Raw genomic sequence first — 26,269 nt, forward strand, 5'->3', positions numbered from 1 at the left:
CATTCGAGCACTCCAGCGGGCAGACGGCGTTTAAAGCATCCGGCTCGGGCCGTTTACCCTGCGCCGCCGGCACACAAGAAACCCTCTTGCTCTATTCCAGTACGCCGGCTGGAAGCTCGTAGCCCAATACCTTGGCTAAAAACAGGAACCGCTCAGGGCCCCAGGTGGTGCGACAGTGCTGGCAGACGCAGCCGGCGGTGGTGATTTGGAGTGCTGGCTGGCGGACGAGTTCACCGGCGGAGTCATGGCGGTAGATGGTTTTCTTTCCGCATGCCGGGCAGGCCGCGGGCAGGTGTTTGACGGGTGTGTCGGTGAGCATGTTGGTGATGCGTTCGGCCCATTTTCTGATCGCGCCGGTTTTGTCGTGGATGTCGGCGACGTCGTGGGGGCGCCATTTTCGGCTCTGTATGGCCCGTAGACGCAAGATTGTCACTGGGGTGGATAGTCCGGCTGGGTTGCGGTGGTTTTGCGGCCAGGAGGGCTCCCAGTGGGCTACTGTGGCGTCGATTTCGCGTAGCAGGTCGAGGGCGTCGATCCACGCGGGTGGTTGGGAGGCTGCGATTCCGGTGCGGTCGCGTTTGGTGCCGGGCACGGCTTCGCGGAGCTGGTCGTAGAGGCTGTCCAGCCACACGATTCTCGTGCCGGTGTGCTGTGGTTTGGGATCGATGAGGGCGCTGATGGCGTAGTCGAGCTGTCGGCGCGCGTCGGACAGCGGTGAGCTTCGCCTACGTTTGGGTGACGCCATTGGTGCTGTGCGTGGTGCGCTGCTCATAGCGGTGTGCGCCAGTCGAGTGCGTCGATGGCCGTGTCATGCTGCGCTGTCATTGGGCGTGCTCCTGGTTGGCGGCTTGTTTGAGCAGGTTTTCCCACTCGTCTTGGCTGGCTGGGGTGGTGTGAGCGTTCAGGGCTGCCCAGTAGGCGTTGACGCGGTGTGTGGGTGTCCAGTGCGGTGGGTAGTCGGCAGGTTCGGCCGCAGGCGGCGCGGGCGGCGGTTCGTCGCTTGTGTTGTCGCGGCGTAACGCGCGGGCGATCGCCGACAGGTCGGCTGGCTGGAGCATCCGGTCGCGGGGTTCGCGGTGGTATTCGCTGACTGCGGCCAGCAGGTCTGCGCGTTGCACGGCTGGGGCGTACTGCTGGAAGTGCTCGACCCACGCGGCGATGAGTATGTTCGAGGTTTTCGGTGTGTGGGATGTGTCGTATGCGGCGGCTTTGGTGAGTGCGTCGAGCACGTCTTCGGCGGTGATCATGGCAGCTCCTGTTGCTGTCGTAGCTGTCGCAGCTGGCGTTTGAACGTTTCGTTTTCGGCTGCGCGAAGGTCCGCGCCTTGCAGCTGGTGGCCGTTGGTGGCTGGTGATGCGCGGCTGGCTTTGAGCACATCGGACAGCACGGTTGGCAGGTATTCGGGCCGTTCGCAGTTGGGGCGCCGGTCCCAGGCGGTGAGTGCTTGGCGGATGAGCGTGTCGGGCTGGCCTTCACGGGTGAGTCGGTCGACTTGGGTGGCGAGCCGGTCGATGGTGCTGCGCGGGTATCCGGCGTGGCCGAGGGTTTGGCGCACTACGGTGCGGGCAGCGCTGCTGGGATGGTTGCGCGCGGGTCTGGCGGCGTTTTCGACGACGATGGCTTCGACGGTGGTGGCGTTGTGGTGGGTTGCGTTGGTTGGTGAGTCGTCGTCTTTTTCCCCTGTTCCCCTGTTCCCCTGTTCCCCTGTTCCAGGGCCGGAAGTTCCGCGGAATTCTTCGGATGATCCGCGGCAAAGCGTCGGAGATTCCGACTCATGTCGTTGACGTGCTGCTATAGCGGATTGAGCCGCCGCTAGCAAGCTGTCGTTGGCCTTTGCTTTTTTCTCGGTGCGTTGATGCTCATCCCAGGCCGGGATGGCGAAATACCGGCGCCCGGCGTGCTCGAAGAACACCACTCCGTAAGCTCTCGAAACTTCCGAGAGAATCCTCGGATAATCCGACACTGGTATCTCGTCGTTGGGAAACGCGAACCCGATCAGCCGAACCGGGGTCGCATCGCCGATGCCGTAGTCGTCGGCCCAGTTCCACATGGCGATGTACAGCAGCCGCGTCCGCAGGTCGGCTGCTGCGGTGTCGGGCGAATCCCAGAACTCCGGTTTGATCGTGCGAATACGCGGCATTAGGCGCTCTCCTCCTTGGGTTGGGGTCAGGTTCGATGCGACCACCGAACGCGGCCTCGACGGCGAGGTCTAGGCCGCCGGCCCCGCTGAACAACGAGCCGATGTCGCCCCCACCCGGTAGCGGTGGACGATTCTTCCGGGCAGCGGACCGCCGTCGATGATGCTGTTGCAGTCCTCGCCAACGTTCGCGCCGCACATCCCGCATTTGCGGGACAGGGCATCCTGCACGGCCGCGACAACGCGGCCGGTCCAGAATGGGTTTCGTTCGGCGGCGCGGCGGCTCATTCCAGCTCGCTTTCCCGTTTAACCAGCTGCTCCTCAGCAGCAATCGCCGCGGTGTTGAGGATTTCTTTCACCCGGCCACTGAGATTGCCTCGTTTGCGAAGCTCGTTGAGCGTGTGGACGACATCGCGCAGTTCCTCGTCGGTGAGACCGTCGCGGTGATCAAGGTCTTCGCGCCCGGTTAGGTGGCGCAGCACAATCAGCTGGTCTCCGCGATCATTGCAGTCCACCTCGTGTAGTAGCGCGAACATGCGGTTCAACCATTTGCGGCGGTGCGACTCGGCGGCTTTCGACGCAGGCTGTTCGGCGTCGCCACTAACGTCAGCGAACAACCGGCCCGTGTGGGGTGTTTCGTTGGCGGGTTCACGCTGCTCATCCAACGCCGGCAGCCCAGCCACCTCGAACGCTCGGCGAAGCGCATGCGCCTCAGCGGCTTTCAGCGCCATCTCAGGCGCGTAACGATCGTTGCCGCCGTCAGCCGGGTAGCGGCCGGGATAGGTGAACGGGTGGCTCATGTCTTTGCGCCACACCGACACTCGTGCCACCCACTCGCCGCGCTCACCGTCGAGCACGGGTTCTTGCTCGACAACGATGCCGTCGAGCTGGCCGGAACGGTGCGCCACGTGCAAAAGCCCGTCGCGGGTGATGTACACCCCGGATCGGGGAATCACGACAACGTGTTTAAGCAGCGGGTCGAACCCGTAGTGCCGGCACACCGCGACCGCGGCCCGATCCTCCGGTTTGGCCGGATTCAGCCCCAGGTAGCGGATCAAATCAGTGTCCCGCTCGTCGAACGCGCCCATACGCGCCGGTGTTTTCGAGACGATCGGCTGGTAACCGCTCACCGTGACTCCTTTCCCTGATGACGAAATACCCACTGCGGCAACGCAACCGGAACGATTTCACTGTCAGCTGCGTAACCGGGCCATTCATCCCAGTCCCGGCAGGCCCGGAATACGTCGATGGCCTCCCGCATGCTCCGGTAGCCGAGCTGGTAGGCGTCAGCGTCAAGCTCGACAACGGACACAAGATGCGGCGGTGTTTTCTCGACCAGCACGAACACGAACACCGGGTTCGGGTCGAGTTCAAGCAGGCGCGCCACCGTGACGTACCACGCCATTTGCACGTGGTAGCCGAAATTGTTTGCGTTGCGGCCGAATTCGCGCGGGTCAGCGGATTGACACGTTTTCAAATCCACTAGCCACAAACGGCCGTCGCGTTGGGTCATCCAATCCGGTCGGGCGCGCAGCCGCACACCCGTCGCCGGGTCTCTCACCCACATCGACATTTCCGGCTCGCCAGCATCGAACAGCTCGGCTGCGAGCCGGTGATGGATTTTGACTGCGTCACGCAGGTCGACCGCGGCGTCATAATCAGCGCGCAGGATGGGAACGCGCCCGGCCGCGCGGGCTTTGTCGCGGCATTCCCGAGCATGCTTGCTGCGCCAGTCCTCGGCGTCGACGACCTCTATCTCGTCGCCGCAGCCGAGCACCAGCGTGTGCACAACAGTCCCGATGTCAAAGTGGGTCGCCGGCTCGGGTGGGTGATCAAGCTGCCACGCGTATTTCGCGGGCGCGGACAGCAGCAGCCGCGCCCCGGACGCTGACAGGCTGTCACGGTCACTGTGATAGTCACTGTTGGGGATGCCCGCGTAAACCCCGTCCTCAAGCGGGATCGGACTGTTTTCGCTGTGCAGTTGGCGCGCGTCCACGTACAGCAGTTCGCGTTCCCCGGCCGGCCGCACACCCACGAGCCGCTCGGACGGCTCGACCACCACGGCGCGCCGCTTGCACACTGGCGTGTGCCACCACCAAACCTTGTCACCAGCCGCGAACATCACAACGCTCTGCTCCGAAACGCTTGATGGTCAATAGATTTCGGTGACGCCTTGCGGAGCAGTCCGCGGCGTTCGTTTACCGACAGGCCGCCCCAAATCCCGTACCGCTCCCGGTGGGTTAGCGCGTAATCCAGGCATTCAACGCGAACCTCGCACACCATGCAAACCCGTTTCGCCGCGGGATTGGCGCCCTTTTCCGGGAAAAAGGCTTCTGGGTCGCCGCGGCACGCAACACCTTCGGATTGCCGAAGCGCGGCGGTGACGACGGTTGCCGTGGTTGGTGGTCCCCCGCCGCGGCGAGGGCCACGTCAGCCGCGGCAGGGGAAGACGCGCGCCGCAACCCGAGCGCGACACCCTCGGCAACAGCCTGGGCGAAACGGATCGGGTAGCAGCCGTATTCGGTGAGCAAGTCGCACGGCAACCGCAACCAGTCGTTGAACCTCACGCCGCCTCCTTTGCGCGTTCGGCTGTGATCCGCGCTCCCCGTTTGCAGCGTTTGCACTTGCCGTGCCGCGCCAGCCGGCATTTGTCACCACCGCATCGCCGCCACTGCGAGATCAGCGAGTCGAGGACATTCACCGCGCCACCTGCCCCCTCAGTTGCTGAGACGCGTGTTTGCGCTGCTGTTTGCGCGCGAACACCTGAAACTCGGCGGTGTCGGCAAACCCGAACACTGCGGCCAGGATTCGGCACTCAGCCGCGTTGAGCGCCAGCGAATCAACATCCACCGCCGGTTTCATGCCGACCTGCGCAGCCACTCGAAACCAACAAGGCAAGCCACCGCGCTCACCGCCGCCAGCGCGGCAGTCAGCAGATCGGCGATCACTGGACCACCCCGACTCGGCTGGTGTAGTCAGACAGCAGCCGCTGCAACCCCTTCGGCGTCACTCGGGGTTGCGGAGGGTCGAGCACGAGCACGCCGGTTTTCGGGTGGTAGTGCGACTGCGGCAGCACCGACATGTAGCCGGCGTCGATGGCGGATTGCATGACCCGGTAACGGCCGTCACCGACAGCGCGTCTGATCCAGCCGCGGCGGTCCAGCTCGGCGAACAGGCGGCGCTCCCCGACTTTGATCCCAGCGCGCGTCAACGACTGGGCAGCGTCACGCACAGACAGGTCACCGTCGGCGTCTAGCAGCTTGTCGGCGACCTCGGCTTTGGGCTCGAGTTCGGCGATTCGCTCGTCTTTGGCGGCGAGCATCTTCTGCGCCTCCAGCACGGCATGGGCCAGGAGTTCAGGACCAGACAGTGCTGGCGCGGCTGTCTCGGCTTCGCGGGTCCGGATCGCGAAATACGCCTGCGCGGCGGCCACCTCGGTCTTGCGAGGGTCACCGTTCATCGCCACCAGGTAGGCGGCGAAGCGCGAGAGGTGGAAATCTTCGCGAGTGGTCTTAGCGATCGGTTCCCGCAGCCGGGAAACGTTCGCGTCGACATCGTGACCTTGGGCAGCCATCGAAACGACGGCGCGTTCCACCGCGTCAGCGAAGCGCTCCCACTTCTCGTAGCCGAGAAGCGGCATCAAGTCGCGCGCCGACCAGTACTCGAAGCCGTCTGGACGGACGCGGCGTATGCGGTCGAATGGCGAGACTTCGGCCGGCCGGCTGCGCTCCAGCGCGGCGAAGTATCCGGGCGGCAGTTTCTGAAAGTCGCGGGGTGGTTGCGTGTATTCTGTGTCTGACATCCGGACCAACTTCCTGTTGTCGGTGCCCTCGGCCGCTGATCCCGGCCGGGGGCGATTTACTTGTGGGCTTGCAATCGGTCGGCGGCGCGGGATAGGTCGTTGGCGAGCGAGCAGCAGTAGTACGGTGCGGGGCAATCGATGTGCTTGGCCCATTCCGCGAGCTGGTGGGCGGCGGCGCGCAGAAGTTTTGGATGCCCCGCGCCGGCGGCCTCGGCAATGGCCGGATCCGGCGCGGGACGTTTGCTCGCCGCGCCGGGTCTCTCCACCGGGGCGAGCGAAGTCTGCAGAATGTTGCGGATGTCCTCGACGAGGCCGACCAGGCGCCCGATCATGATGCCCGCCTCGCTGGATGGTCGGTATGCCAGGGCCGGATGATCAGCGTCTCGCCGTCGCTCGGCCGGGTGTATTTCCAGCCGAGCGCGACGCCGGCGGCGATCGCCTGTGCCAATCGGATTGGATATGAGCCGAACTCGGTGATCAGGTCAACCGGCAGGTGTGCGAGGCAGAGAGAAGAGCGTAGAAGCTGTTTGGGCGTCACGATCCCTCCTTCTGTGTGCGCGCCATCGTGATTCGGAGGCCGCGTTCGCAGCGCGGGCATTTCGCCCGCTTGCATTTGTCACCGCCGCAGCGGCGCCACTGCGCGATCAAGGACTCCAAGACGCTCATGCGGTCATTGCTTTTCGTCCAGCCGCGGCTGAATGGCGCGTCGAGCGCGGGCGATAAAGCAGACCCCGATCTTGTAGCCGGACAGCTTGAATGAACGTTCATGGCGTCATCCGGTTCGCGTAAGCCTGCGTCGTGAGGTGATCGCGCTGCGCTTGTAGCGCCACGACTTCGCGCTGCAGTCGGTCTCGTTGGGCGATGAGTGGGGCGACGCGTTCGTTGAGCTGGTCGACGCTGCGATACGACGCCGCGATCGTGCTGCCAGGTACCTCGTAGCGCTCGAAGCGAGCCATCCGCTCCGTACTCACTGGCTGGTCCTGCGTAGGTATTCGAAGCCGATGAGGCAGAGGAAGCCGGCCAGCAGCGCGCCGGCGGCGGTGATGGTGTCGAGGATCATTGCTCGAACCCCTCTGCCGCCAGCTCCCACACCCACACCGGGAAGCTGTTGACCATCCCGAACAGTTGGTGTTGCACCGGATTTGGCTCAACACCGTGGCGGCGCGCGATCGTCGCCGCGCACTTGCCGAGGCGCCGCAGGTAGCGGGTGTGGGTCGGCAGCCCGGCCTGCCGGGCGTAGGCGAGCGCCGAAAGCCAGTCGTGGCGGCCTTCGATGGCGGCGAGCCGGTCGTCGGCGCGCTGAGCGATGGCCTTGGCTTCGGCGGCGTCGCGCTGGGCGGCCTCAATCTGGTCCAGTGCTGCGCGCAACACGTCGAGCTGCGACATGCCGCTGGGCTGGACTGCGACGCCGCGGTAGAAGAAGTCGCGCAGCGCCCGCGCAGCCTCACGCTGATAGGCGATCAGCACCGGGCGGGCATGCTCGGCCACGCGGTTGACGGCGATGGTTGCCAGCCACATGGGGATGCAGTCGGCGTGCAGCCCGTACATGCGGTACGTCTTGCCGTCCGATCCAGTTGCGGTGATCATCACCCCAACTGCCCATTTCGCCTGGTCGAGCTTGGCGCGCTGGCTACGGTGGTCGATCCCGAGCGCTTCGCACATGGGCTTGAGCGCGACGAACGGCTCACCGTCGACCAGTGATGCCTGCATCGGCACATCGGTGCCGGGCACCGGGACAGCGACCAGGTCGGCGCTCATGCGTCGCCACCCTGGGTTTGGGCCGCGCCCGGGGTGTGAGCCCGAAGCTCATCCCCGGACGCAGCCCCGGCTCCGACCGAGTCCTCGGTGATGAGGGTCGTAAGCGGGACTTTGAGGTAGTCCGCGATGGCCTGCAGTTCATGGAGACGGAACGGGACACGGCCGAGTAACCGCTGCGAAATGTTCTGGCGCTGCATTCCTAGCTGCGCGGCCAGATCCGCCTGAGTCTTGTTGCGGCGGGCCAACTCTGCACGGATATTGCCCGCTACGTGGGATTGCGCCATGGGTGACAAATGTAACAGTCAGCGTGCATTTGTCAATGACCACGCCGCTCACTCGGCGTGTCAAAACGCGCGGGCAAACATCATGCCCGCACGCTAGGCTTGTCACATGATCGCTGGGCGTGCAATAATGTGGTCATGACGACACACTCTGCTGCTGGTAAGGGCGGCGAGGAAACACTGACCCAAGCCGTGGCGCGGCGTTTGCGTGGTCAACTCGCCGAGCTAATGATCAGCCGAAAACAGTTCAGCGAACTGACCGGCTGGGACCGAATGTATGTCTATCGCCGGCTACGCGGGGAAACGGCGATGGACACGGCCGAGCTCGAGCACATCGAGCGCACCGCGGGAATCGCCGCACATTTCCTACTCACCGGCAATGAGCCAACACCTTCGCCGGACCCTCCTCCGGGTCTCCCGAACCAATTGAAGACCCGCCGCAGAAACCGACGAAGGGTTAGCTCGCGTACGAAGGACCAACCAACAGGTTGATCGGGCCTGTTAGGGTGACGGGCTGAACAGTAACGTCATTTGTGACCAGCCCGCACCTGGTATGAGGAACGAGCCATGTCCGAAGAAGCCTTCATCTACGAGGCCATCCGCACGCCGCGCGGCAAGCAGAAGAACGGGTCGTTGCATGAGGTCAAGCCGCTGAGCCTGGTGGTCGGCCTGATCAACGAGCTGCGCAATCGCTACCCCGACCTGGACGAGAACATGATCAGCGACGTCATCCTCGGTGTGGTTTCACCGGTCGGCGACCAGGGCGCGGATATCGCGCGGGCCGCCGTCCTGGCGGCCGGTATGCCCGATACCACCGGGGGCGTGCAGCTCAACCGATTCTGCGCCTCGGGGCTGGAGGCCGTAAACATGGCCGCGCAGAAGGTGCGCTCCGGGTGGGACGACCTGGTGCTGGCCGGGGGTGTGGAGTCGATGAGCCGGGTGCCGATGGGCTCCGACGGCGGCGCGATGGCGCTGGACCCGGCCACCAACTACGACATCGGCTTCGTGCCGCAGGGCATCAGCGCCGACCTGATCGCCACCCTCGAAGGGTTTTCCCGCGAGGACGTCGACGCCTACGCGTTGCGTTCTCAGCAGCGCGCCGCTGCGGCCTGGTCGGGCGGGTATTTCGCCAAGTCCGTGGTACCGGTGCGCGATCAGAACGGGCTGGTGATCCTCGACCACGACGAGCACATGCGGCCGGACACCACGATGGACGGGCTGGCCAAACTCAAGCCGGCGTTCGAGACCATCGGCGCGATAGGTGGTTTCGACGATGTCGCGCTGCAGAAATACCACTGGGTGGAGAAGATCAACCACGTCCACACCGGCGGCAACAGCTCAGGCATCGTCGACGGGGCGGCGTTGGTGCTGATCGGGTCGGAGGCCGCCGGCACAGCGCAGGGCCTGACCCCGAGGGCGCGTATCGTGGCCACCGCGACCAGCGGCGCCGAGCCGACGATCATGCTGACCGGTCCCCAACCGGCCACCCGCAAGGTGCTCGACCGGGCCGGTCTCACACTGGAGGACATCGACCTCTTCGAGCTCAACGAGGCGTTCGCCTCGGTAGTGCTCAAGTACCAGAAGGACTTAGGTATTCCCGACGAGAAGCTCAACGTCAACGGCGGTGCGATCGCGATGGGTCACCCGCTGGGCGCCACCGGCGCGATGATCCTGGGCACCATGGTCGACGAACTGGAACGGCGCAATGCGCGGCGTGCCCTGGTCACGTTGTGCGTCGGCGGCGGTATGGGTGTGGCCACCATCATCGAGCGAGTCTGAGAGGCTGCGAAAACACATGGCAGACAACACTATTGTCTGGGACAAGGACGCTGACGGTATCGTCACACTAACCATGGACGACCCCGCTGGGTCGGCCAACGTGATGAACGAGGCCTACATCGAGTCAATGGGCAAGGCCGTCGATCGCCTTGTCGCCGAGAAAGATTCGATCACCGGTGTGGTGATCACCAGCGCCAAGAAGACCTTTTTCGCCGGCGGTGACCTGGCCGCGATGATCAAGGCCACGCCGCAGGACGCGGGAGCGTTTTTCGACACGGTCGAGCGGGTCAAAAAACAGCTGCGCACCCTCGAAACGTTCGGCAAGCCGGTCGTGGCGGCCATCAATGGCGCCGCGCTCGGCGGGGGATTGGAGATCGCTCTGGCATGCCATCACCGCATCGCCGCTGACGTCAGGGGCAGCCAGATCGGTCTGCCGGAAGTGACACTGGGTCTGTTGCCCGGGGGTGGAGGGGTGACCCGCACCGTGCGCATGTTCGGCATCCAGAACGCGTTCGTCAACATCTTGGCCCAAGGCACCCGGTTCAAACCGGCGCAGGCCAAAGAGATCGGTTTGATCGATGAGGTGCTGCCCACCGTCGAGGAGCTGGTGCCCGCGGCCAAGGCGTGGATCAAGGCCAACCCGGACGCCCACGTGCAGCCGTGGGACAAGCCCGGTTACACGATGCCCGGCGGCACCCCGTCGTCGCCGGCGCTCGCGGCGATCCTGCCGTCCTTCCCGTCGAACCTGCGCCGCCAGCTCAAGGGCGCACCGATGCCCGCGCCGCGGGCCATCCTGGCCGCCGCGGTGGAGGGCGCACAGGTCGACTTCGACACCGCCACCCGCATCGAAAGCCGTTATTTTGCGTCGTTGGTCACTTCGCAGGTCGCCAAGAACATGATCCAGGCGTTCTTCTTCGACCTGCAACACATCAACGCCGGCGGCTCGCGGCCGGAGGGCTACGAGAAGACCACGTTCAAAAAGGTCGCGGTGCTGGGCGCGGGCATGATGGGTGCCGCAATCGCCTACGTCTGCGCCAAGGCCGGCATGGAGGTGATCCTCAAAGACGTCACCGCCGAGGCCGCGCAGAAGGGCAAGGGGTACTCGGAAAAGCTGGAAGCCAAAGCACTGGAGCGGGGTAAGACCACCGAGGAGAAGTCGCGGGCGCTGCTGGCCCGCATCCACCCCACCGCCGATGTAAACGACGCCGCCGGCGCCGACCTGGTGATCGAGGCCGTGTTCGAATCGGTTGAGCTCAAGCACCAGGTGTTCGGCGAGATCGAACCGGTGGTGGCGCCCGACGCGGTGCTGGGCTCCAACACCTCGACGCTGCCGATCACCGAGCTGGCCACCGGCGTCAAGCGGGCCGAGGACTTCATCGGCCTGCACTTCTTCTCCCCGGTCGATAAGATGCCGCTGCTGGAAATCATCAAGGGCCACAAAACCTCTGACGCAACCCTGGCCAAGGCCATCGACCTGGCGATGCAAATCGGCAAGACCCCGATCGTGGTCAACGACAGCCGCGGCTTCTACACCAGCCGGGTGATCGGCACGTTCCTCAACGAGGCGATCGCCATGCTCGGCGAAGGTGTGGAACCGGCCAGCATCGAACACGCCGGCAGCCAGGCCGGCTACCCGGCGCCGCCGCTACAGCTCTCCGACGAACTCAACCTGGAGCTGATGGCCAAGATCGCCAAGGCCACCCGCGAGGGGGTCGAGGCCGCGGGCCAGACCTACACCCCGCACCCGGCCGAAGCTGTCGTCACCACGATGATCGAGCTGGGCCGGCCCGGCAAGCTCAAAGGTGCGGGCTTCTACGAATACGCCGACGGCAAGCGCACCCGGTTGTGGCCGGGACTGCGCGAGACGTTCAACTCCGGTTCGTCGCGGCCGCCGTTGCAGGACATGATCGACCGGATGCTGTTCGCCGAGGCGCTGGAAACCCAGAAGTGCCTCGACGAGGGCGTGCTGACATCGACGGCCGACGCCAATATCGGGTCGATCATGGGCATCGGCTTCCCGCCGTGGACCGGCGGTACCGCGCAGTTCATCGCCGGTTACCCCGGCGGCAGGGCGGGTTTCGTCGCCCGCGCGCGTGAACTGGCCGCTAAGTATGGTGAGCGGTTCCTGCCTCCCGAGTCACTGACGTAGGGCTCAGGCCTGGCGCTGCAACACGTAGCTGCGCGCCCGGAATCGGGCGGAGAACCTGTTTGCGTCTGGCGGCCGTGGCTCGTCGGTCGCCGACAGCAGCGACCATGCGGGTGTGAATCGGCGCTCGATCTCGGATTGCTCGACGCCGGCCGGCCCGAAACGGCCGCTGGGTCTGAAGGCCACCATGAATAGCCGCGCACCCGACGCGGCGACGGCGGTGATCTCCTGAACGTAAAGCTCGCGATCGCTGCCACTCATCCCGTGGAAGCAACCGTTGTCCACGATCAACTGAAAACCCGGACCGATTCCAGCCTGGCTCAGATGTGTGACGTCGGCGTCGACGAAGTTCACCGTGACCTGCGCGGCCCGGGCTTTGGCGCGCGCCTTACGCAGCGCCTTCGGCGTGAAGTCGACGCCGGTGACCTGCCAGCCATGTTGGGCGAGATAAATTGACGCGTCCCCGGTGCCGCATCCGACATCCAGCGCCGATCCGGGTGGCAGCCGGTGGTTTCCCTCGACGAGTTCACGAAGCGTCGCCGACTGCGGATGACCGTCCCACGGAGTAAACCCCAGCGCGTAAAAAGCCCGAAACACCATGTGCCGTGACGCCATTAGCCTACGGTATTACTCGCTCGGCGCTATTTGAAGCACCGCGGGAACGCTGCAGTGAAAAAGAGTATTCCCATCGAGTCCGCAGCGGCCGCGCCAACCGACATCGTGGTCCGGTCAACCAGCACACGCTGCGGCGATGCGCCGCCATTCGGCACGGGGAAAGGCTCTCTGATCGCTCACCAGCACCTGCAGGCAGACATGGTCGGCACCAGCCGCCTGATGCTCAGCAACCCGGCGCATGATGGCCTCTTCGTCACCCCAGGCAATGACTGCGCTAAATAGCCGATCGCTCACGTGCGCGAGATCGTCGGCCGAAAACCCACTGCGCAGGAGGTTGTTGGCGTAGTTCGGCAGCGCCAGATAGGCCCGCAGCCAGTCGGTTCCGATGGCGCGAGCGTCGTCGGCGCTGTCGCAGACAATCACGGTCTGTTCCGGTAACAACAGCGGGCTCTCACCCAAAATCGAACGGGCTGTGGCGGTGTGCTCAGGCGTGACGAGATACGGGTGCGCTCCGCGGCAGCGGCGTGCCGCCAAGGCCAGCATCTTCGGCCCGAGCGCTGCTAACACGCGCTGCTGCTCGGGCACGGGTTGTTGCGCTGTGTCCAATGCATCCAGGAAGGACGCCGTCGCCGCCAGCGGCTGGCGGTATCGCCCCGGCTGGACCGCGTCGATCAGCGGAGCGTGGCTGACGCCGATCCCCAGCAGGAAACGCTCGCCGTGCTGAGCGGTCAGCGCCGCATACGATTCGGCGACATCGCTCGCCGAGTGCATCCAAAGGTTCAAGATCCCCGTTGCGACCACTGTTCTTTTGGTCGCGGCAAGCAGGCGTTGCACCGCGTCGAACACCGGTCCGCCGACATCGGGAATCCATAGCGCGGTAAACCCTAATTCCTCCAACTCCGCTGCTGTTTCAGCGGATTCCGATGGGTCGCCGTAGCGGAGTTGGCTGCTCCACACTCCAATACCGGTAAGCTCCATTCGGACGGTCCTTTCCTGGCGAGTGCTGGCTGGCCTGTGGCGATCGTGTCAAACGTCGAGTGCCCCACCGGAAGCGGGCCATGTCGGGCACACACACGGTGTTCATGGTGGACTTCGCGCTGGCCGAGCCCGGCACCGGCCAGATTGCTGCCCGCAGTGTCCCACGCGCTCGATGAGATGGTGACAGGCCGCGGGCCCGATGGCGCGCTCACCGCGCTGGGGAATACGGCCAGGCTTTAGAGTCACATGCTATGCGCTTCGGACTTTTCATCCCGCAAGGCTGGCGGCTGGATCTGGTCGGCATCGCACCCGAGAAGCACTGGACGGTGATGCGTGACCTCGCGGCTTACGCCGACGGCGGTGCGTGGGATTCGCTGTGGGTCTACGACCACTTTCATACCGTTCCCATGCCAACGGGCGAAGCCACGCACGAGGCGTGGTCGCTGATGGCCGCCTACGCGGCGACCACCTCCCGTATCAAGTTGGGCCAGATGTGCACGGCGATGAGCTACCGCAACCCCGTTTATCTGGCCAAGGTCGCCGCGACCGTCGACATCATCTCCGGCGGGCGCGTGCAGATGGGCATCGGCGCCGGCTGGTACGAACATGAGTGGCGAGCATACGGTTACGGCTTTCCGTCGGCCCGCGAGCGGTTGGCCCGTCTGGACGAGGGCGTGCAGATCATGCGCGCGGCCTGGCGCGACGGGAAAGTCAGCTTCCACGGTGAGCACTATCACGCCGACGACGCGATCATCGCACCGAAACCGCTGCAGAACAATGGTATTCCACTGTGGATCGCCGGGGGTGGTGAGAAGGTGACGCTGCGGATCGCGGCGAAATACGCGCACTACACCAACTACACGGCCGAGCCCGCGGCCTTCGCCCGCAAGTCGGAGGCGCTGGCGCGGCACTGCCGTGACGTGGGCACCGACTTCGACGCCATCGTGCGCTCCGTCAACGTCACCGCGCTTATCGGCACCTCAGCCGCCGATGTCGCTGAACGGCTGCGGCGGGTTCGTGACCGAGTGGTCGGCTGCGTGCCGGAGGCGGCCGCAGACGCGATGATCGCCGGCGGCACCGGCCCGGACTCGGCGACGGGCACGCCTGAGCAGGTAATCGAACGGTTGCAGCGCCTGCGCGGGCTGGGGTGTGACTATGTGATCTGCTATTTCCCCGAGGCCGCCTACGACCGCTCCGGGATCGAGGTGTTCGAACGGGAGGTGATTCCAGCCCTCAGCTAAGCTCGTGCGCACCTCTGGAGAACGCGATTTACGTTTTAGATAACCATGTTGTAGTTTGGTGACCAGCATTATTCTTGGCGACGTTCCCGGCGATGACGGAGGATCGCTCGATGCAGAAGGCACTGGCACCTGACATCTCCACCTGGCCTGAGGAACACCCGCAACTGATCGGCAGCCGGTGCGAGGACTGTGGCGCCACCACGTTCCCAACTCAGCAAAGATGCCCGCGCTGCAGCCACGCCACGATGTCCGACCTGCTGCTGCCGCGCCGCGGGACACTGGTGGCGTGGACGACCCAGGGGTTTCCGCCGGGGCCTCCCTACGCGGGTCCGACCGGCGAGGCTTTCACTCCGTTCGGGGTCGGTTTGGTTCAGCTCGGCGATGTGGTGCGTGTCGAGGGGCGGCTGACTGAAAACGATCCGGCCAGACTGCGGTTCGGCATGGAGGTCGAGCTGACCATGATCCCGTTCACTACCGACGGGGAGGGCAACGAGATCGTCACGTTCGCCTTCCGGCCGGTCTGAGGCGAAAGGAGTTCCGCGGTGAATGACGTCGCCATCATCGGAGTGGGTCTGCACCCGTTCGGCCGGTTCGACGGCAAGTCTGCGATGGAGATGGGTGCCGAGGCGATCCAGGCTGCGCTGGACGATGCGTGTCTTGAGTGGAAGGACATCCAGTTCGGCGTCGGCGGCAGTCACGAGGTGTCCAACCCGGACGCTGTGACGCGGCTGGTGGGCCTGACCGGTATTCCCTTCACCGATGTGTTCAACGCCTGCGCTACCGCAGCCACGGCGATCCAGGTGTGCGCGGAAACAATCCGGTTGGGCAAGTACGACATCGGTATCGCCGTGGGCATGGACAAGCATCCGCGCGGGGCTTTCACCGACGACCCGGCGAAGCTGGCGCTTCCGGCCTGGTATGCGCAGAACGGCCAGTTCATCACCACCAAGTTCTTTGGAATGAAGGCCAACCGGTACCTGCACGAGCACGGGATCTCGACACAAACGCTGGCCAAGGTTGCCGCCAAGAACTACCGGAACGGGTCGTTGAACCCCAACGCGTTTCGGCGCAAGCCGCTCTCGGAGGAGGAGATCCTCGCCTCGCCGGTGCTGAACTACCCGCTGACCCAGTACATGTTCTGCGCTCCTGATGAAGGGGCCGCCGCGGTGGTCATGTGCTGCGCCGACATAGCGCACCGCTTCACGTCTAAACCCGTGTATGTCAAGGCCGTCGAGATCCGCACCCGCCGTTACGGAGCCTACGAGGTGCACGCTACCTGTGCTCCGATCGAGGAGGATGCGTCGCCGACGGTGTACGCATCGCGGGCGGCCTTCGAAGAGGCTGGGGTCGCCCCGGAGGATGTCGACGTCATCCAGCTGCAAGACACCGACGCCGGGGCGGAGGTGATCCACATGGCCGAAGCCGGGTTCTGCGCCGATGGCGATCAGGAGAAGCTGCTGGCCGAGGGTGCCACCGAGATCACCGGTGCGCTGCCGATCAACACCGACGGCGGCCTGATTGCCAACGGCGAACCAATCGGTGCCTCGGGGCTGCGCCAGGTGCATGAACTTGTGCGCCAATTGCGCGGCCAAGCCGGGGACCGCCAGGTCGGCGGTACACCGCGGGTCGGTTTCGCACAGGTCTACGGCGCTCCCGGCACCGCCGCGGCCACCATCCTGGCCACCTAGTGGGAACCGGACACGAAATCATCAGAAGCGCCGCGAAATGAAAGCGTCTGCGTCTGGTGTGTTTCTGCTCGGCGGCTAGATCGCGGGACCCAGCAGGTCGTCGGCGTCCCGGATGACGTAGCCGTAGCCCTGTTCGGCTAAGAACCGCTGCCGATGCGCCGCGTACTCGGTGTCGAGGCTGTCGCGGGCCACCACCGAGTAGAAGGTGGCGCTTCCACCATCGGACTTCGGCCGCAATAACCGCCCTAACCGCTGGGCTTCTTCCTGGCGTGAACCGAACGTTCCGGACACCTGCACCGCTACCGAGGCTTCCGGCAAGTCGATGGAAAAATTCGCCACCTTCGACACCACCAGCGTCGATACCTCGCCGCGGCGGAAAGCGTCGAACAACGCCTCCCGCTCGGCGATTTTGGTGGAGCCCTGGATCACTGGAGCGCCGAGCTCTTCACCCAGTTCGTCGAGCTGATCCAGGTAGGCTCCGATCACCAGCTTCTGGTCGTCGGGATGCTTGTCCAGAATAGACTTCACCACAGCGATTTTCGTGTGCGCGGTCGAGCAGACTCGGTAGCGTTCCTCAGGTTCGGCGGTGGCGTAAAGCATGCGCTCGTTGTCGGTCATCGTCACACGCACTTCGACGCATTCCGCCGGCGCGATCCAGCCCTGCGCCTCGATGTCCTTCCATGGTGCGTCATAGCGTTTCGGGCCGATCAGGCTGAAGACATCCCCTTCGCGGCCGTCCTCACGGATCAGCGTCGCCGTTAGCCCCAGCCGCCGCCGCGATTGCAGGTCCGCGGTCATCCGGAACACCGGTGCCGGCAGCAGGTGCACCTCGTCGTAGATGATCAGTCCCCAGTCGCGGCTGTCGAACAGCTCCAGGTGACGGTAGGCGCCCTTTTTGTTGCGGCGGGTGATCATCTGATAAGTCGAGATCGTGACGGGCCGAATTTCCTTGCGCTCACCGCTGTATTCGCCGACCTCGTCGGCTGTCAGCGAGGTACGCGCGAGCAGTTCACGCTTCCATTGCCGGGCGGCGACGGTGTTGGTGACCAGAATCAGGGTCGTCGCGCGGGCCTTGGCCATCGCCGCCACCCCGACCACTGTCTTGCCGGCGCCGCACGGGAGCACCACCACGCCCGAGCCGCCGGACCAGAACGACTCGGCGGCCATTTGCTGATAGTCGCGGAGCTGCCAGCCGTCTTGGCGCAGGCTGATGGGATGTGCCTCGCCATCGACGTAGCCCGCGAGATCCTCTGCTGGCCAGCCGATTTTGAGTAGCTGCTGTTTGATTCGGCCGCGCTCGCTGGGATGCACGACGATGGTGTCCTCGTCGATGCGAGCACCGAGCATCGGGGCGATCTTCTTATTGCGCACTACCTCCTCGAGCACCGCACGATCCAGGCTGACCAGCGTCAGGCCGTGCGCCGGGTTCTTGACCAGCTGCAGCCGGCCGTAGCGGGCCATGGTGTCGACCACGTCGACCAGTAACGGTTGCGGCACCGGGTAGCGCGAATAACTGACCAGCGCGTCGACCACTTGTTCGGCGTCGTGGCCGGCAGCGCGGGCATTCCACAGCGCCAGCGGGGTGATGCGGTAGGTGTGCACATGCTCGGGTGCGCGTTCCAGCTCAGCGAACGGTGCGATGGCGGCGCGTGCCTCGGCGGCCTGCTCGTGGTCGACTTCGAGCAGCACCGTCTTGTCGGACTGCACGATCAACGGTCCGTTGCTCATCGGCGCGGCTCCTTCTCGTCGCTGCGCGCTGCCTCGTCCCCGGCGCGGGTCATCGCCTCGATTATCCGTCCTCGGCCGACATCACCGAGGTGATGCGGTGGACGGCGAAGTCGCGCAGCCGGCCAGAGGTGGAATCGAAGGCCACCAGCTGTCCGCCGTGCACGCTGATCGGCGACACCACCCGCTGGGTGGCCACACCCGCCGCGTCGACGTAGCCGATCACGACCGTGCTCTGTTGGCGGACCGCTCGCTGGAGCAGCAATGTCGTCACAGCAGAGTCGACGCGCATATCGGCGAATGGTGCCGCGGCAACCTTACGCAGCACCGCGACGATCGCGTTCAGGATGTCGCCGTTCGGGCACGCCACCGGCTGCGGCGGCCGCCGGCGCTGCGGAGCAGGCACCCGTGCTCCGCGGGCCCGAACGTCGACGATGGTGCCGGAGGAATCTTCGGCGGCCGGGACGAAACCGGCGTGGCGCAATCCAGTGAGCACCTCAGCGATCGGTACGGGTGACACCGCCACAGTCGGGGCCAGCACCCGCAGCTGCAGGCCGTCCGCGGCGGCGACGGCCTGTGCCAGCAGGCCCGGGTCTTCGCATCGTACGAACGATGCCGCCAACCCAACCCGAAGCTGCCCGTGGCGACGTGCGACATCGTCGATAAGGTATGTAAGTGCTTGCGGTACAGGTGTTTTCGAGTGATTTCGGAAGAACTCGTGCAACTCGCCGGCGGTTTTGCCGATATCGAGTGCATGGCGGACGGAGTGTTCGCTGATGCGGTACACCATTGCGGTGCCGGCAGATTCCACAGTGGCGACAGCGGCGAGCTGCTTGGCGAGATCACGTTCCAGCGGCCCGGGGACCACGACCGTCAAATCAGCCTGCACCAGAAAGTGGTCGATCGGTTCGGGCATTGCTCGTGTCATGGCGCGGATCGCGGCGTCGTCGTCGGCGCATTGATCCAGCAGGACCCGGCCCGGCGTGCTGATCGCCCCACGGCCCACCAGCCCGAGGGAGTGCGCCTCGCGCAGCAGGTCGGCGACCGGCCCCGGCTGGAGCCGCCGCGACCAGCGTGGGCGCCGCCAGATCAGGGTCCGAGACGCCGTCACCGCGTCGACACCCGCCCCCGCGGGCAGTTCGGCGAGCAGGTCCAGCAGCAGTCGGCGATCCAGCGGAGCAGCCGTGGAGTACAGCGAATCCGATAGTGCGGCATAAGGTTTGGCGTCTGGCCCGCGAGTTCCTATCAGCGCCGGGCGGGCCGGCAAGTCAAGCCAGGTGCAGGCCAGGAGATGCCAGCGGTGGCCGGCGGACATCTCGGTGAATCGGTCAGCGGCGGTCGTCGGCGCCCAGTAGGGCCCGCCCCTGTCGGGTGGTTCCGGATCAGGTACGCCGGCCGCGATCAGTCCCGCGGCGGCGGCCACCTCGAGGATCAGCCCCAAGCGCGACTCCTCAATGCCGGTAACCCGGACTAACCGTTTGACTTCGCGTACCCCCAGCCCGCCACTACGAAGCTCGGGAACTGGTGCGGCACTGAGGGTTTCGAGCACGACGTCGAGCTCGCGGAGCAAGTCGATTACGGCGCTGGCCGCGGCGGCGTCGACGTCGGCGGCTGGGGTGGTGCTCACTACCGGGTCAGGGGCGGCCAGCTGCGTGGGACCCGGATCCTCGCCGCGTAGCACATGCCCGACATGGCGCGGCAATATCACCGTCTCGGCGTCGACTCTGCGCAGCAGCCCGGCTGCTAACAGCCGCGGTACCGGCCGGTCCGGCGGAGCGCCGGGCGCAGCGTCGCGGGTGCGCCCAAGTGGAGAACCGTCGACCAGCTTTTTCAGCACCTCGAGCTGCGCAGCGTCGAGTTCGGTGAGCAGTTGGGCGATCTGGTCACCGGTGCGTGAGGTGTCTTCCAATGTCACTTGTCCCGGGTACCACGGCAGCGCCGCGCCGGCGTCGGCAGATACCCGGACCGTCGTGTCGCCCCAAGCCAGGGCGCGTTCCTTGAGGTCATCGAGCGCGCCGAGCACATCTTTTTCGGGTGCACGCTCGCCGATCAGGGCGAGCAATTTGCCCACCGGCACTGCCGCGGTGTCGGCATGCAGCACCAGCAGCGCGTCAAGCACCGCCAGCTGCAAAAAGTTCAGCTCATCGGTTGCGGCCTTGACGGACTGGCGGGCCTGCGCCCGCCCCGCCAGTGCCGCGATACTGCTCGGCGGCGGCTGGGCGAGGTCGGGCCGCAGTTGCAGCAGGCGCACCAGCCGCTCGTCGGGCAATTTGGCCAGCCAGGACCCCAGCGGGATGTCCGGGGTGTGTTCGGTCATCGCTGACCAGCGTAAAGCAGCCGCGCTGGCCCGATCCGGCAGCCAAGCGGCCGGTTATGGGACGGTGTGGTGTGGCCCCGAGGCGCTCACTGGTCATTCGACCGGAGCACCGGAATACAGACCTGCAACAATGGAGCCGTGGCTGACATCGCTGAGAAGAAAGCGCGTAAGACGAGGTACGTCGACAACGGCTGGCCGACGACGGATCCCAACGATCACGCAGTGAGCGAACTGCGGACCGACCGGACCGGTGCGCTGTCACCGTTCGGCGACCTGGTTTTCCCGCTGCCTGCCGACGACCTGCCTTACGTTCACCCGGTCACCGTCGTCAACCGATAGGCCGGTTCCGATGTCGAAGGCTGCGGCGGGATCGGAGGTGGGTCAGCTTTCCCACCTCGACGATCGGGGCGCTGCCCGCATGGTCGACGTCACCGATAAGGGAGCCACCAAGCGCACCGCCGTGGCCGCAGGTGTTTTCCGTACGTCCGCGCAGGTGATATCGCTGATCTCCGCGGGCGGCCTGCCCAAGGGTGACGCGGTGGCCACCGCGCGGGTGGCGGGCATCCTGGCCGCTAAGCGCACCAGCGACCTCATCCCGCTATGCCACCAGCTCGCGCTTACCGGCGTCGATGTCGATTTCCGCGTCGGGGAGACGGATATCGAGATCACCGCAACGGTGCGCAGCACCGACCGTACCGGTGTGGAGATGGAGGCACTGACCGCCGTGGCTGTAGCGGGTTTGACGCTTTATGACATGACCAAAGCGGTCGACCCGGCTGCCCGGGTGGATGACATCCGGGTGCTGCGCAAAGCCGGTGGCCGCAGCGGGACCTGGGTGCGCTGATGGGCGGCCGATCCGCGCGAGTGATCATTGCCTCGACCCGTGCGTCGGCCGGTGTATACCACGATCAATGCGGACCCATCATCGCCGAGTGGCTTGCCACGCAAGGCTTTACACCAGTGAAGCCGCAGGTGGTTGCCGACGGCGACCCGGTGGGGCAGGCACTGCGCGATGCTGTCGCCGCCGGAGTCGACCTCGTCATCACCTCGGGTGGCACCGGCATCGCGCCCAGCGATCACACTCCCGCCCAGACAGCTGCGGTGCTGGACTACGAGGTGCCCGGGCTCGCGGAAGCCATCCGGCGCGCGGGTCTGCCGAAGGTGCCGACGGCCGTGCTCTCGCGCGGACTGTGCGGTGTGGCGGGACGGACGCTGATCGTCAACCTGCCCGGCTCACCCGGCGGGGTACGCGACGGTCTCGCGGTACTCGCCGACGTGCTGGGGCACGCACTAGACCAACTCGCGGGCAAAGATCACCGGCGTTGACACGGATTTTGCGCGCAGCGGTCACCGACCAGCCGATTGTGCTGGCCGAACACGAGGAACTGGTGAGCCATCACGCCGCCGGCGCGATCGTCGGATTCGTCGGCATGATCCGCGACCACGACGGCGGACGCCGCGTGCTGCGGCTGGAGTATTCCGCACATCCGAGCGCTGAGCAGGTGCTCGCCGAAGTGTTGGCCGAGGTCGCCGCGCAGGCCCGTGGTGTGCGGGCCCTTGCGGCCAGCCACCGGATCGGCGCCTTAGCGATCGGTGACGCGGCCCTGGTCGCTGCGGTCGCAGCCGACCATAGGCAGGCGGCGTTTCACACCTGCGCGAACCTGGTTGACACCATCAAGGCGCGGTTGCCGGTATGGAAGCACCAGTTTTTCGCCGACGGAACAGATGAGTGGGTGGGTTCGGCCTGAGCCGCCGGCCCGGGCCGATGGAGTTACGGGGCCGGTGCGGCAGTTGTCGGCGGGTGCTGCGCGAGGGCAGCCAGCGCGTCGTTGCCGCTCACGCCTTGCGCCTGAATGGCGTGCCAGAGCTGCTTGAGGTAACCGGGATCGGGAGGAGTTGCGCTCCCTGAATCCGCGGGGCCCGCTGGGGGCTCCGCCGACTCGGCTGTACGGGGTGCCGTGTGCAACGCCCACTCCGTTTTCTGGGCCCGGGCCGCGGAAGCGGGGTTGTCGGTGACGGTCCAGTTGCGTGCCTCGGCGTCGACCGCCCGACTTGCGTGCGGTTCGCTGTCGGCGGGTTCCGAAGCCGTGGCGGCCGGTTCGGCCACCGGTGCCGGGTTCTCGTCGGCGGCCGGTTCGGCCACCGGTGCCGGGTTCTCGCCGGCGGCCGGTTCGGCCACCGGTGCCGGGTTCTCGCCGGCGGCCGGTTCGGCCGCCGGTGCCGGCTCAGGGGCCGAGGAGGCGGGTTCCTCGGCCGGAGGCACCTCGTCCGGCGATGCGGCGTTCATCTCTATGGGCTGCCCGTTGAGGTCCGGTTGGTCAACCGGCGGGTCCGCCGGCGGCGGATCGGCGACGACACTGCGCGGTGTCGCATGTGACAGCACGCCACCGCACACCGGCCACGCCCCACGACCCTGAGTTGCCAGCACCCGCTCGGCGACGACGATCTGCTGTTCACGGCTGGCGAGGTTGGCCGATGGCGCAAATTCACCACCGCCGTGAGCCGCCCAGGTTCCCCGGCTGAACTGCAGCCCGCCCTGATAGCCGTTACCGGTATTGATCGACCAGTTGCCGCCCGACTCGCAGCGGGCCACCTGATCCCATTCGCCGTCTGTTGCCGCCGACGCTTGTCCGGCCAAGGCCATGCTGCCGCCGCCGATCACTGCTCCGGTAAAGGCGATCTTGGCGACCCTCACAGTCGAGGTGGTGGGCTTACGGTGCCGTCCACTCATACGCCGCTGACATCCTCTCTCTGGGCGCCTACGAGGTCAGCTGTCGGGTTCGGGCTGGAGAGGTCGCCCGGCCGCGTCGTGTCCCAACGACGCCGAACTTCACCCCTAGGAGCCGGAGAATGGCTCCTCATCGGGTCCGATGGACCGTGGGTCCCCCGGCCTCCATCCGCTGTCGACGTTCCCCGGGCCTACGGATGGAGCTCGGCGCAATAGGCGCGGGGAAGCTCGCCGTTCGGAAAGGGTGGCAAGCCGTGCATGACGGTAGCGGCTTAAAGCCGGCGAGTCATGTGTTATCCAAACCCGGCGTTTCGAGCGCTGCGGTGCCACAAAAGACCAGGAAGCTACACTATCCGCGCAGCTCAGAGACTTCGCTACCGGCTCGTAGCCGAGCCGTAATCATTCCGTGATGTGGTGCAAATCACAGCACATCAGCCACCCGCAAAGGGCGGCAGCACGTCGACGGTGGCTCCGGAACAGAGGGGCCGTGAGGCTAGCAGGTCATCGCGGATGGCGATGCCGTCGCAGAGATACGAGCAACGGCTCAGCACCCTCGCCAGGCGAGAACCTCGGCTGGCAAGGCTGTCCACCAGTTCGGCGACCGTGGCACCGGGGCGCAGCGTCACGGTTTCCGATTCGGCGCCCGCCGCCGCGCGCGCGGCGGCGAAATACCGTACGGTGACCCGGATGTGGTCGGACACATCAACCACCGATGGCGCTCATGGGACGGTCTGGCTGGATGAAGTCGGGCTCGTTGATGCCATGGCCTGCAGGTTTACCCCACATTGCCGCGCGCCACGCCGCCTCGATCGCGTCATCGCTTGCAGCTTCGCGCAGTAGGCGGCGAAGATCGGTTTCCTCGCGGGCGAACAGACAGCTACGGATCTGGCCGTCGGCTGTCAGCCGGGTGCGGTCACAGGTGGAGCAGAATGCGTGCGACACCGAGGCGATCACACCAACTTTTCCGGCCGGCCCATTCGGACCCGGGTCCACCAACCACAGCTCAGCCGGGGCCGAACCACGCGGCGACGGGTCTGGCTCTAACCGGAAATGGGGCCGCAACGCCTCCAGCACATCGTCTGCGCTGAGCGTCGCGTCCCGGCGCCACTGATGGCCGGCGTCGAGGGGCATCTGCTCGATGACGCGCAGCTGGTAGCCGTGCTCGAGGCAAAACCGCAGCAGATCAACCACGTCGTCACGGCCAGTCACCGGATCGAGTACCGCGTTCACCTTGACTGGCTCCAGACCAGCTGCCTTGGCGGCCGCTAAGCCGGCCACGACGTCCGAAAGCCGGTCTCGGCGCGTGATGGCGGCAAAGCGGGTGCGGTCCACCGTGTCCAGCGACACGTTGACCCGGTCCAGGCCGGCGTGGGCGAGGGCGGCTGCCCGGCGTGCGAACCCCACACCGTTTGTGGTCATCGAAATCTCCGGACGTGGCCGCAGATCAGCTGCCATAGCGACAACTTCTTCGAGGTGGCGGACCAGCAAGGGTTCACCCCCGGTGAACCGCACACTGGTGATGCCCAGGCGGGTGACCGCGATATTCAGCAGCCGGGCCAGCTCGTCAGGCCGCAGTAGCTGCTCGCCGGGTAGCCACTGCAGACCCTCCGCCGGCATGCAGTATCGACATCGAAGGTTGCACCGGTCCGTGAGTGACACCCGCAGATCGGTAGCCACGCGGCCGAAGGCGTCCACCAGTGGACCGGTGGTGGGCATCGTGCCGAATGGCGGGCGCTCGGCTGCGACCCGTCGCACCGTGGGAACACCCAACATGGTCACCGTCATGCGGGCATCCCTTCGGATCGGGTTTCCGGTGAGCCGACGGGAACGATCTGCACCCCCAGTGGCACCAGCGACACCGGGATCAATTTGAGGTTGGCCAGCGCCAGCGGTATGCCGATGATCGTGATCGCCATTGCCGCGGCACTGACCAGGTGCCCGATGGCCAGCCACATCCCGAACAACAGCACCCAGATGACATTGCCGATCAACGCGCCGGTCCCGGCGCTCGGCTTCGGCGCGATCGTGCGTCCGAACGGCCACAGCGCGAACGACGCAATGCGCAGGGCAGCAAAACCGAAGGGAATGGTGATGATGAGCAGGAAACAGACCAGTGCCGCGAACAGGTAACCCAACGCCAGCCAGAGGCCGCCCAAGACCAACCAGATGACGTTCAGTATGAGGCGCATCTTTCCTCCCGGATGGTCTCAGCCTAGCGACTCAGAGGGGTGCTCGAGGGGCGGTCGTCCGAGTAGGATCAGCAATTGCGTCCTGCGCTGGCGGGACGCTTCATTGTGCAGCCGATGCTAGGGACCCGTCAGACAAGCAGGTGAGACCAGTGCCGACTGGCAAGGTGAAGTGGTACGACCCTGAGAAGGGGTTTGGCTTCCTGTCACAAGAGGACGGCGAGGACGTCTACATCCGTGCCTCGGCGTTGCCGGCGGGTGTCGAGGGGCTCAAGGCAGGCCAGCGAGTCGAATTTGGCGTAGCCACCGGTCGGCGCGGCCCACAGGCGTTGAGCCTCAAACTGATTGACCCTCCGCCAAGTCTTGTCCGTGCGCGCCGGGAGAGTCACGCCGAGCACAAACACAGTCCCGACGAACTGCACGGCATGGTTGAAGACATGATCACCCTGTTGGAGACCACCGTGCAGCCCGAACTGCGCAAGGGCCGCTACCCCGACCGCAAGACGGCCCGGCGGGTGTCCGAGGTGGTCAAGGCGGTCGCCCGCGAGCTTGACGCTTAGCCCGGCGCGGACCCGCCGGACAGCGCGGCACGCACGGCCCCGCGTTAATGTCTGCGCGGCGCCGAAGTGGCCCGTTCAGTCAGGAGGCGCGTACGGTGGGCGCCGTCTCGGCCCACCCGCGGCCGGGCGGCGATGTCCGTGCGATATCGCCCGGGGCGGGGCCACCGGCGCCGGAGCCCGTCGACTCGGTAGCGAGACGCATTTGTGGAAACATCCCCGCAGCGGGTATGGAGGTGGTAGGGGTTGACCCCGGCGGTTGCCCCGGATCTCCGGAAAAGGTGTACCGGAGTGCGCCCGGTAAGCAGACTGGGAACGGAGCCTTCACGAC

32 protein-coding genes, 1 pseudogene and 1 riboswitch are annotated in these 26,269 nt (G+C 65.8%); of the genes and pseudogenes, 10 read left to right on the forward strand and 23 right to left on the reverse strand.

Translation table 11 applies throughout. From position 1 onward, the window contains the following. Positions 1 to 91 precede the first annotated feature (91 nt). The 15 genes and pseudogenes from G6N08_RS10300 to G6N08_RS10370 all read right to left on the reverse strand — a co-directional run bounded on the left by G6N08_RS10300 (position 92) and on the right by G6N08_RS10370 (position 7,981). Positions 92 to 745 (reverse strand): DUF7341 domain-containing protein, encoded by a 654-nt coding sequence (locus G6N08_RS10300; RefSeq protein ID WP_163756995.1) that lies wholly within the window; start codon positions 743 to 745, stop codon positions 92 to 94. Between the two features lie 76 nt (positions 746 to 821). Beyond that, positions 822 to 1,247, reverse strand: coding sequence for a hypothetical protein (locus G6N08_RS10305; protein WP_163756997.1), 426 nt, complete (start codon positions 1,245 to 1,247; stop codon positions 822 to 824). After that, positions 1,244 to 2,140 carry a hypothetical protein gene (locus tag G6N08_RS10310; RefSeq protein ID WP_163756999.1) on the reverse strand — a complete coding sequence of 299 codons (897 nt, stop codon included), beginning with the start codon at positions 2,138 to 2,140 and terminating at the stop codon, positions 1,244 to 1,246. Before G6N08_RS10310 ends, G6N08_RS10305 begins: the two co-directional genes overlap by 4 nt. Positions 2,141 to 2,209: 69 nt before the next feature. Continuing rightward, positions 2,210 to 2,425: a zinc finger domain-containing protein gene (locus G6N08_RS10315; RefSeq protein ID WP_163757001.1), complete on the reverse strand. Its 216-nt coding sequence runs from the start codon at positions 2,423 to 2,425 to the stop codon at positions 2,210 to 2,212. Then, positions 2,422 to 3,267 carry a recombinase family protein gene (locus tag G6N08_RS10320; protein WP_163757004.1) on the reverse strand — a complete coding sequence of 282 codons (846 nt, stop codon included), beginning with the start codon at positions 3,265 to 3,267 and terminating at the stop codon, positions 2,422 to 2,424. The genes G6N08_RS10315 and G6N08_RS10320 overlap by 4 nt, the downstream gene beginning before the upstream one ends. After that, on the reverse strand, positions 3,264 to 4,259 hold the full coding sequence (locus tag G6N08_RS10325; RefSeq protein WP_246216821.1) for a PD-(D/E)XK nuclease-like domain-containing protein: 996 nt from the start codon (positions 4,257 to 4,259) through the stop codon (positions 3,264 to 3,266). The genes G6N08_RS10320 and G6N08_RS10325 overlap by 4 nt, the downstream gene beginning before the upstream one ends. Beyond that, positions 4,259 to 4,480 (reverse strand): annotated as a pseudogene (locus tag G6N08_RS10330) (WhiB family transcriptional regulator); the annotation flags it as partial. The gene G6N08_RS10325 and the pseudogene G6N08_RS10330, both read right to left, overlap by 1 nt. Next, positions 4,378 to 4,704: a hypothetical protein gene (locus G6N08_RS10335; protein WP_163757008.1), complete on the reverse strand. Its 327-nt coding sequence runs from the start codon at positions 4,702 to 4,704 to the stop codon at positions 4,378 to 4,380. The pseudogene G6N08_RS10330 and the gene G6N08_RS10335, both read right to left, overlap by 103 nt. A gap of 130 nt (positions 4,705 to 4,834) precedes the next feature. Continuing rightward, entirely contained in the window at positions 4,835 to 4,999 is a 165-nt protein-coding gene (locus tag G6N08_RS10340; protein ID WP_163757010.1) for a hypothetical protein, read from the reverse strand. An 82-nt stretch (positions 5,000 to 5,081) separates the two neighbouring features. After that, a complete protein-coding gene (locus G6N08_RS10345) occupies positions 5,082 to 5,939 on the reverse strand; it encodes a phage antirepressor KilAC domain-containing protein (protein WP_163757012.1) in 858 nt (285 codons plus the stop codon). 56 nt (positions 5,940 to 5,995) lie between these two features. Next, positions 5,996 to 6,271, reverse strand: coding sequence for a hypothetical protein (locus tag G6N08_RS10350; protein WP_163757014.1), 276 nt, complete (start codon positions 6,269 to 6,271; stop codon positions 5,996 to 5,998). Beyond that, entirely contained in the window at positions 6,268 to 6,477 is a 210-nt protein-coding gene (locus G6N08_RS10355) for a hypothetical protein (RefSeq protein WP_163757016.1), read from the reverse strand. Before G6N08_RS10355 ends, G6N08_RS10350 begins: the two co-directional genes overlap by 4 nt. 226 nt (positions 6,478 to 6,703) lie before the next feature. Continuing rightward, positions 6,704 to 6,910: a hypothetical protein gene (locus tag G6N08_RS10360; RefSeq protein WP_163757018.1), complete on the reverse strand. Its 207-nt coding sequence runs from the start codon at positions 6,908 to 6,910 to the stop codon at positions 6,704 to 6,706. A gap of 85 nt (positions 6,911 to 6,995) precedes the next feature. Then, the gene (locus tag G6N08_RS10365) at positions 6,996 to 7,697 is read right to left on the reverse strand and encodes a phage antirepressor N-terminal domain-containing protein (protein ID WP_163757020.1); all 702 of its coding nucleotides are present in this window, start codon (positions 7,695 to 7,697) and stop codon (positions 6,996 to 6,998) included. Continuing rightward, on the reverse strand, positions 7,694 to 7,981 hold the full coding sequence (locus G6N08_RS10370; protein WP_163757022.1) for a helix-turn-helix domain-containing protein: 288 nt from the start codon (positions 7,979 to 7,981) through the stop codon (positions 7,694 to 7,696). Before G6N08_RS10370 ends, G6N08_RS10365 begins: the two co-directional genes overlap by 4 nt. Positions 7,982 to 8,545: 564 nt before the next feature. Here G6N08_RS10370 and G6N08_RS10375 point away from each other — a divergent pair. Together G6N08_RS10375 and G6N08_RS10380 are read left to right on the forward strand one after the other, a co-directional pair. Continuing rightward, positions 8,546 to 9,757, forward strand: a complete 1,212-nt coding sequence (locus G6N08_RS10375; RefSeq protein ID WP_163757024.1) for an acetyl-CoA C-acetyltransferase — start codon at positions 8,546 to 8,548, stop codon at positions 9,755 to 9,757. Between the two features lie 16 nt (positions 9,758 to 9,773). Then, positions 9,774 to 11,906, forward strand: a complete 2,133-nt coding sequence (locus tag G6N08_RS10380; RefSeq protein ID WP_163757026.1) for a 3-hydroxyacyl-CoA dehydrogenase NAD-binding domain-containing protein — start codon at positions 9,774 to 9,776, stop codon at positions 11,904 to 11,906. Positions 11,907 to 11,909: 3 nt separating this feature from the next. On the opposite strand, the gene G6N08_RS10385 is transcribed toward G6N08_RS10380, so the two are convergent. Together G6N08_RS10385 and G6N08_RS10390 are read right to left on the reverse strand one after the other, a co-directional pair. Next, a complete protein-coding gene (locus G6N08_RS10385; protein ID WP_163757028.1) occupies positions 11,910 to 12,518 on the reverse strand; it encodes a class I SAM-dependent methyltransferase in 609 nt (202 codons plus the stop codon). A 114-nt stretch (positions 12,519 to 12,632) separates the two neighbouring features. Continuing rightward, on the reverse strand, positions 12,633 to 13,496 hold the full coding sequence (locus G6N08_RS10390) for an LLM class F420-dependent oxidoreductase (RefSeq protein ID WP_163757030.1): 864 nt from the start codon (positions 13,494 to 13,496) through the stop codon (positions 12,633 to 12,635). Between the two features lie 251 nt (positions 13,497 to 13,747). On the opposite strand from G6N08_RS10390, the gene G6N08_RS10395 reads away from it, so the two are divergent. The 3 genes from G6N08_RS10395 to G6N08_RS10405 all read left to right on the forward strand — a co-directional run bounded on the left by G6N08_RS10395 (position 13,748) and on the right by G6N08_RS10405 (position 16,425). Continuing rightward, positions 13,748 to 14,737: an LLM class F420-dependent oxidoreductase gene (locus G6N08_RS10395; RefSeq protein WP_163757032.1), complete on the forward strand. Its 990-nt coding sequence runs from the start codon at positions 13,748 to 13,750 to the stop codon at positions 14,735 to 14,737. Positions 14,738 to 14,847: 110 nt separating this feature from the next. Next, positions 14,848 to 15,261 carry a Zn-ribbon domain-containing OB-fold protein gene (locus G6N08_RS10400; protein WP_163760457.1) on the forward strand — a complete coding sequence of 138 codons (414 nt, stop codon included), beginning with the start codon at positions 14,848 to 14,850 and terminating at the stop codon, positions 15,259 to 15,261. Between the two features lie 18 nt (positions 15,262 to 15,279). Further along, a complete protein-coding gene (locus G6N08_RS10405) occupies positions 15,280 to 16,425 on the forward strand; it encodes a thiolase family protein (RefSeq protein ID WP_163757034.1) in 1,146 nt (381 codons plus the stop codon). Between the two features lie 75 nt (positions 16,426 to 16,500). Here the strand turns inward: G6N08_RS10405 and G6N08_RS10410 are convergent, their stop codons facing one another. Together G6N08_RS10410 and G6N08_RS10415 are read right to left on the reverse strand one after the other, a co-directional pair. Then, entirely contained in the window at positions 16,501 to 18,153 is a 1,653-nt protein-coding gene (locus G6N08_RS10410) for a DNA repair helicase XPB (RefSeq protein WP_163757037.1), read from the reverse strand. A gap of 61 nt (positions 18,154 to 18,214) precedes the next feature. Then, positions 18,215 to 20,467, reverse strand: a complete 2,253-nt coding sequence (locus G6N08_RS10415; protein ID WP_163757038.1) for a helicase-associated domain-containing protein — start codon at positions 20,465 to 20,467, stop codon at positions 18,215 to 18,217. A gap of 138 nt (positions 20,468 to 20,605) precedes the next feature. Between G6N08_RS10415 and G6N08_RS10420 the strand changes: the two genes are divergently transcribed. The 4 genes from G6N08_RS10420 to G6N08_RS10435 are packed head-to-tail and all read left to right on the forward strand — an operon-like array spanning position 20,606 to position 22,215. Continuing rightward, complete coding sequence (locus G6N08_RS10420) at positions 20,606 to 20,806, forward strand: hypothetical protein (RefSeq protein ID WP_163757040.1); 201 nt, start codon at positions 20,606 to 20,608, stop codon at positions 20,804 to 20,806. 10 nt (positions 20,807 to 20,816) lie between these two features. Further along, complete coding sequence (moaC, locus tag G6N08_RS10425; protein ID WP_163757042.1) at positions 20,817 to 21,311, forward strand: cyclic pyranopterin monophosphate synthase MoaC; 495 nt, start codon at positions 20,817 to 20,819, stop codon at positions 21,309 to 21,311. After that, a complete protein-coding gene (locus G6N08_RS10430; protein ID WP_163757044.1) occupies positions 21,311 to 21,793 on the forward strand; it encodes a MogA/MoaB family molybdenum cofactor biosynthesis protein in 483 nt (160 codons plus the stop codon). The genes moaC and G6N08_RS10430 overlap by 1 nt, the downstream gene beginning before the upstream one ends. Continuing rightward, complete coding sequence (locus G6N08_RS10435; RefSeq protein WP_163757046.1) at positions 21,790 to 22,215, forward strand: molybdenum cofactor biosynthesis protein MoaE; 426 nt, start codon at positions 21,790 to 21,792, stop codon at positions 22,213 to 22,215. Before G6N08_RS10430 ends, G6N08_RS10435 begins: the two co-directional genes overlap by 4 nt. 23 nt (positions 22,216 to 22,238) lie before the next feature. Here G6N08_RS10435 and G6N08_RS10440 read toward each other — a convergent pair whose 3' ends face one another. The 4 genes from G6N08_RS10440 to G6N08_RS10455 form a co-directional block, all read right to left on the reverse strand. Continuing rightward, a complete protein-coding gene (locus G6N08_RS10440) occupies positions 22,239 to 23,198 on the reverse strand; it encodes a transglycosylase family protein (RefSeq protein ID WP_163757048.1) in 960 nt (319 codons plus the stop codon). 9 nt (positions 23,199 to 23,207) lie between these two features. After that, a riboswitch (cyclic di-AMP (ydaO/yuaA leader) is annotated at positions 23,208 to 23,415 on the reverse strand. A gap of 211 nt (positions 23,416 to 23,626) precedes the next feature. Then, positions 23,627 to 23,905, reverse strand: coding sequence for a MoaD/ThiS family protein (locus tag G6N08_RS10445; RefSeq protein WP_163757050.1), 279 nt, complete (start codon positions 23,903 to 23,905; stop codon positions 23,627 to 23,629). Then, complete coding sequence (gene moaA / locus G6N08_RS10450) at positions 23,898 to 24,980, reverse strand: GTP 3',8-cyclase MoaA (RefSeq protein WP_163757052.1); 1,083 nt, start codon at positions 24,978 to 24,980, stop codon at positions 23,898 to 23,900. The genes G6N08_RS10445 and moaA overlap by 8 nt, the downstream gene beginning before the upstream one ends. After that, positions 24,977 to 25,384: a YccF domain-containing protein gene (locus G6N08_RS10455; protein WP_163757054.1), complete on the reverse strand. Its 408-nt coding sequence runs from the start codon at positions 25,382 to 25,384 to the stop codon at positions 24,977 to 24,979. Before G6N08_RS10455 ends, moaA begins: the two co-directional genes overlap by 4 nt. Before the next feature lie 149 nt (positions 25,385 to 25,533). On the opposite strand from G6N08_RS10455, the gene G6N08_RS10460 reads away from it, so the two are divergent. Beyond that, complete coding sequence (locus G6N08_RS10460) at positions 25,534 to 25,941, forward strand: cold-shock protein (RefSeq protein WP_163757056.1); 408 nt, start codon at positions 25,534 to 25,536, stop codon at positions 25,939 to 25,941. Positions 25,942 to 26,269 lie beyond the last annotated feature (328 nt).

This window comes from Mycobacterium botniense (assembly GCF_010723305.1).
GTDB classification, from domain to species: Bacteria; Actinomycetota; Actinomycetes; order Mycobacteriales; family Mycobacteriaceae; genus Mycobacterium; species Mycobacterium botniense.

What these genes read in the sequence shown, in the direction of transcription:
- G6N08_RS10300 (WP_163756995.1), bottom strand. Translation starts at nt 745, where the DNA reads ATGGCGTCACCCAAACGTAGGCGAAGCTCACCGCTGTCCGACGCGCGC.
- G6N08_RS10305 (WP_163756997.1), bottom strand. Translation starts at nt 1,247, where the DNA reads ATGATCACCGCCGAAGACGTGCTCGACGCACTCACCAAAGCCGCCGCA.
- G6N08_RS10310 (WP_163756999.1), bottom strand. Translation starts at nt 2,140, where the DNA reads ATGCCGCGTATTCGCACGATCAAACCGGAGTTCTGGGATTCGCCCGAC.
- G6N08_RS10315 (WP_163757001.1), bottom strand. Translation starts at nt 2,425, where the DNA reads ATGAGCCGCCGCGCCGCCGAACGAAACCCATTCTGGACCGGCCGCGTT.
- G6N08_RS10325 (WP_246216821.1), bottom strand. Translation starts at nt 4,259, where the DNA reads ATGTTCGCGGCTGGTGACAAGGTTTGGTGGTGGCACACGCCAGTGTGC.
- G6N08_RS10340 (WP_163757010.1), bottom strand. Translation starts at nt 4,999, where the DNA reads ATGAAACCGGCGGTGGATGTTGATTCGCTGGCGCTCAACGCGGCTGAG.
- G6N08_RS10345 (WP_163757012.1), bottom strand. Translation starts at nt 5,939, where the DNA reads ATGTCAGACACAGAATACACGCAACCACCCCGCGACTTTCAGAAACTG.
- G6N08_RS10350 (WP_163757014.1), bottom strand. Translation starts at nt 6,271, where the DNA reads ATGATCGGGCGCCTGGTCGGCCTCGTCGAGGACATCCGCAACATTCTG.
- G6N08_RS10365 (WP_163757020.1), bottom strand. Translation starts at nt 7,697, where the DNA reads ATGAGCGCCGACCTGGTCGCTGTCCCGGTGCCCGGCACCGATGTGCCG.
- G6N08_RS10370 (WP_163757022.1), bottom strand. Translation starts at nt 7,981, where the DNA reads ATGGCGCAATCCCACGTAGCGGGCAATATCCGTGCAGAGTTGGCCCGC.
- G6N08_RS10375 (WP_163757024.1), top strand. Translation starts at nt 8,546, where the DNA reads ATGTCCGAAGAAGCCTTCATCTACGAGGCCATCCGCACGCCGCGCGGC.
- G6N08_RS10380 (WP_163757026.1), top strand. Translation starts at nt 9,774, where the DNA reads ATGGCAGACAACACTATTGTCTGGGACAAGGACGCTGACGGTATCGTC.
- G6N08_RS10385 (WP_163757028.1), bottom strand. Translation starts at nt 12,518, where the DNA reads ATGGCGTCACGGCACATGGTGTTTCGGGCTTTTTACGCGCTGGGGTTT.
- G6N08_RS10390 (WP_163757030.1), bottom strand. Translation starts at nt 13,496, where the DNA reads ATGGAGCTTACCGGTATTGGAGTGTGGAGCAGCCAACTCCGCTACGGC.
- G6N08_RS10395 (WP_163757032.1), top strand. Translation starts at nt 13,748, where the DNA reads ATGCGCTTCGGACTTTTCATCCCGCAAGGCTGGCGGCTGGATCTGGTC.
- G6N08_RS10400 (WP_163760457.1), top strand. Translation starts at nt 14,848, where the DNA reads ATGCAGAAGGCACTGGCACCTGACATCTCCACCTGGCCTGAGGAACAC.
- G6N08_RS10410 (WP_163757037.1), bottom strand. Translation starts at nt 18,153, where the DNA reads ATGAGCAACGGACCGTTGATCGTGCAGTCCGACAAGACGGTGCTGCTC.
- G6N08_RS10415 (WP_163757038.1), bottom strand. Translation starts at nt 20,467, where the DNA reads ATGACCGAACACACCCCGGACATCCCGCTGGGGTCCTGGCTGGCCAAA.
- moaC (WP_163757042.1), top strand. Translation starts at nt 20,817, where the DNA reads ATGTCGAAGGCTGCGGCGGGATCGGAGGTGGGTCAGCTTTCCCACCTC.
- G6N08_RS10430 (WP_163757044.1), top strand. Translation starts at nt 21,311, where the DNA reads ATGGGCGGCCGATCCGCGCGAGTGATCATTGCCTCGACCCGTGCGTCG.
- G6N08_RS10440 (WP_163757048.1), bottom strand. Translation starts at nt 23,198, where the DNA reads ATGAGTGGACGGCACCGTAAGCCCACCACCTCGACTGTGAGGGTCGCC.
- moaA (WP_163757052.1), bottom strand. Translation starts at nt 24,980, where the DNA reads ATGACGGTGACCATGTTGGGTGTTCCCACGGTGCGACGGGTCGCAGCC.
- G6N08_RS10455 (WP_163757054.1), bottom strand. Translation starts at nt 25,384, where the DNA reads ATGCGCCTCATACTGAACGTCATCTGGTTGGTCTTGGGCGGCCTCTGG.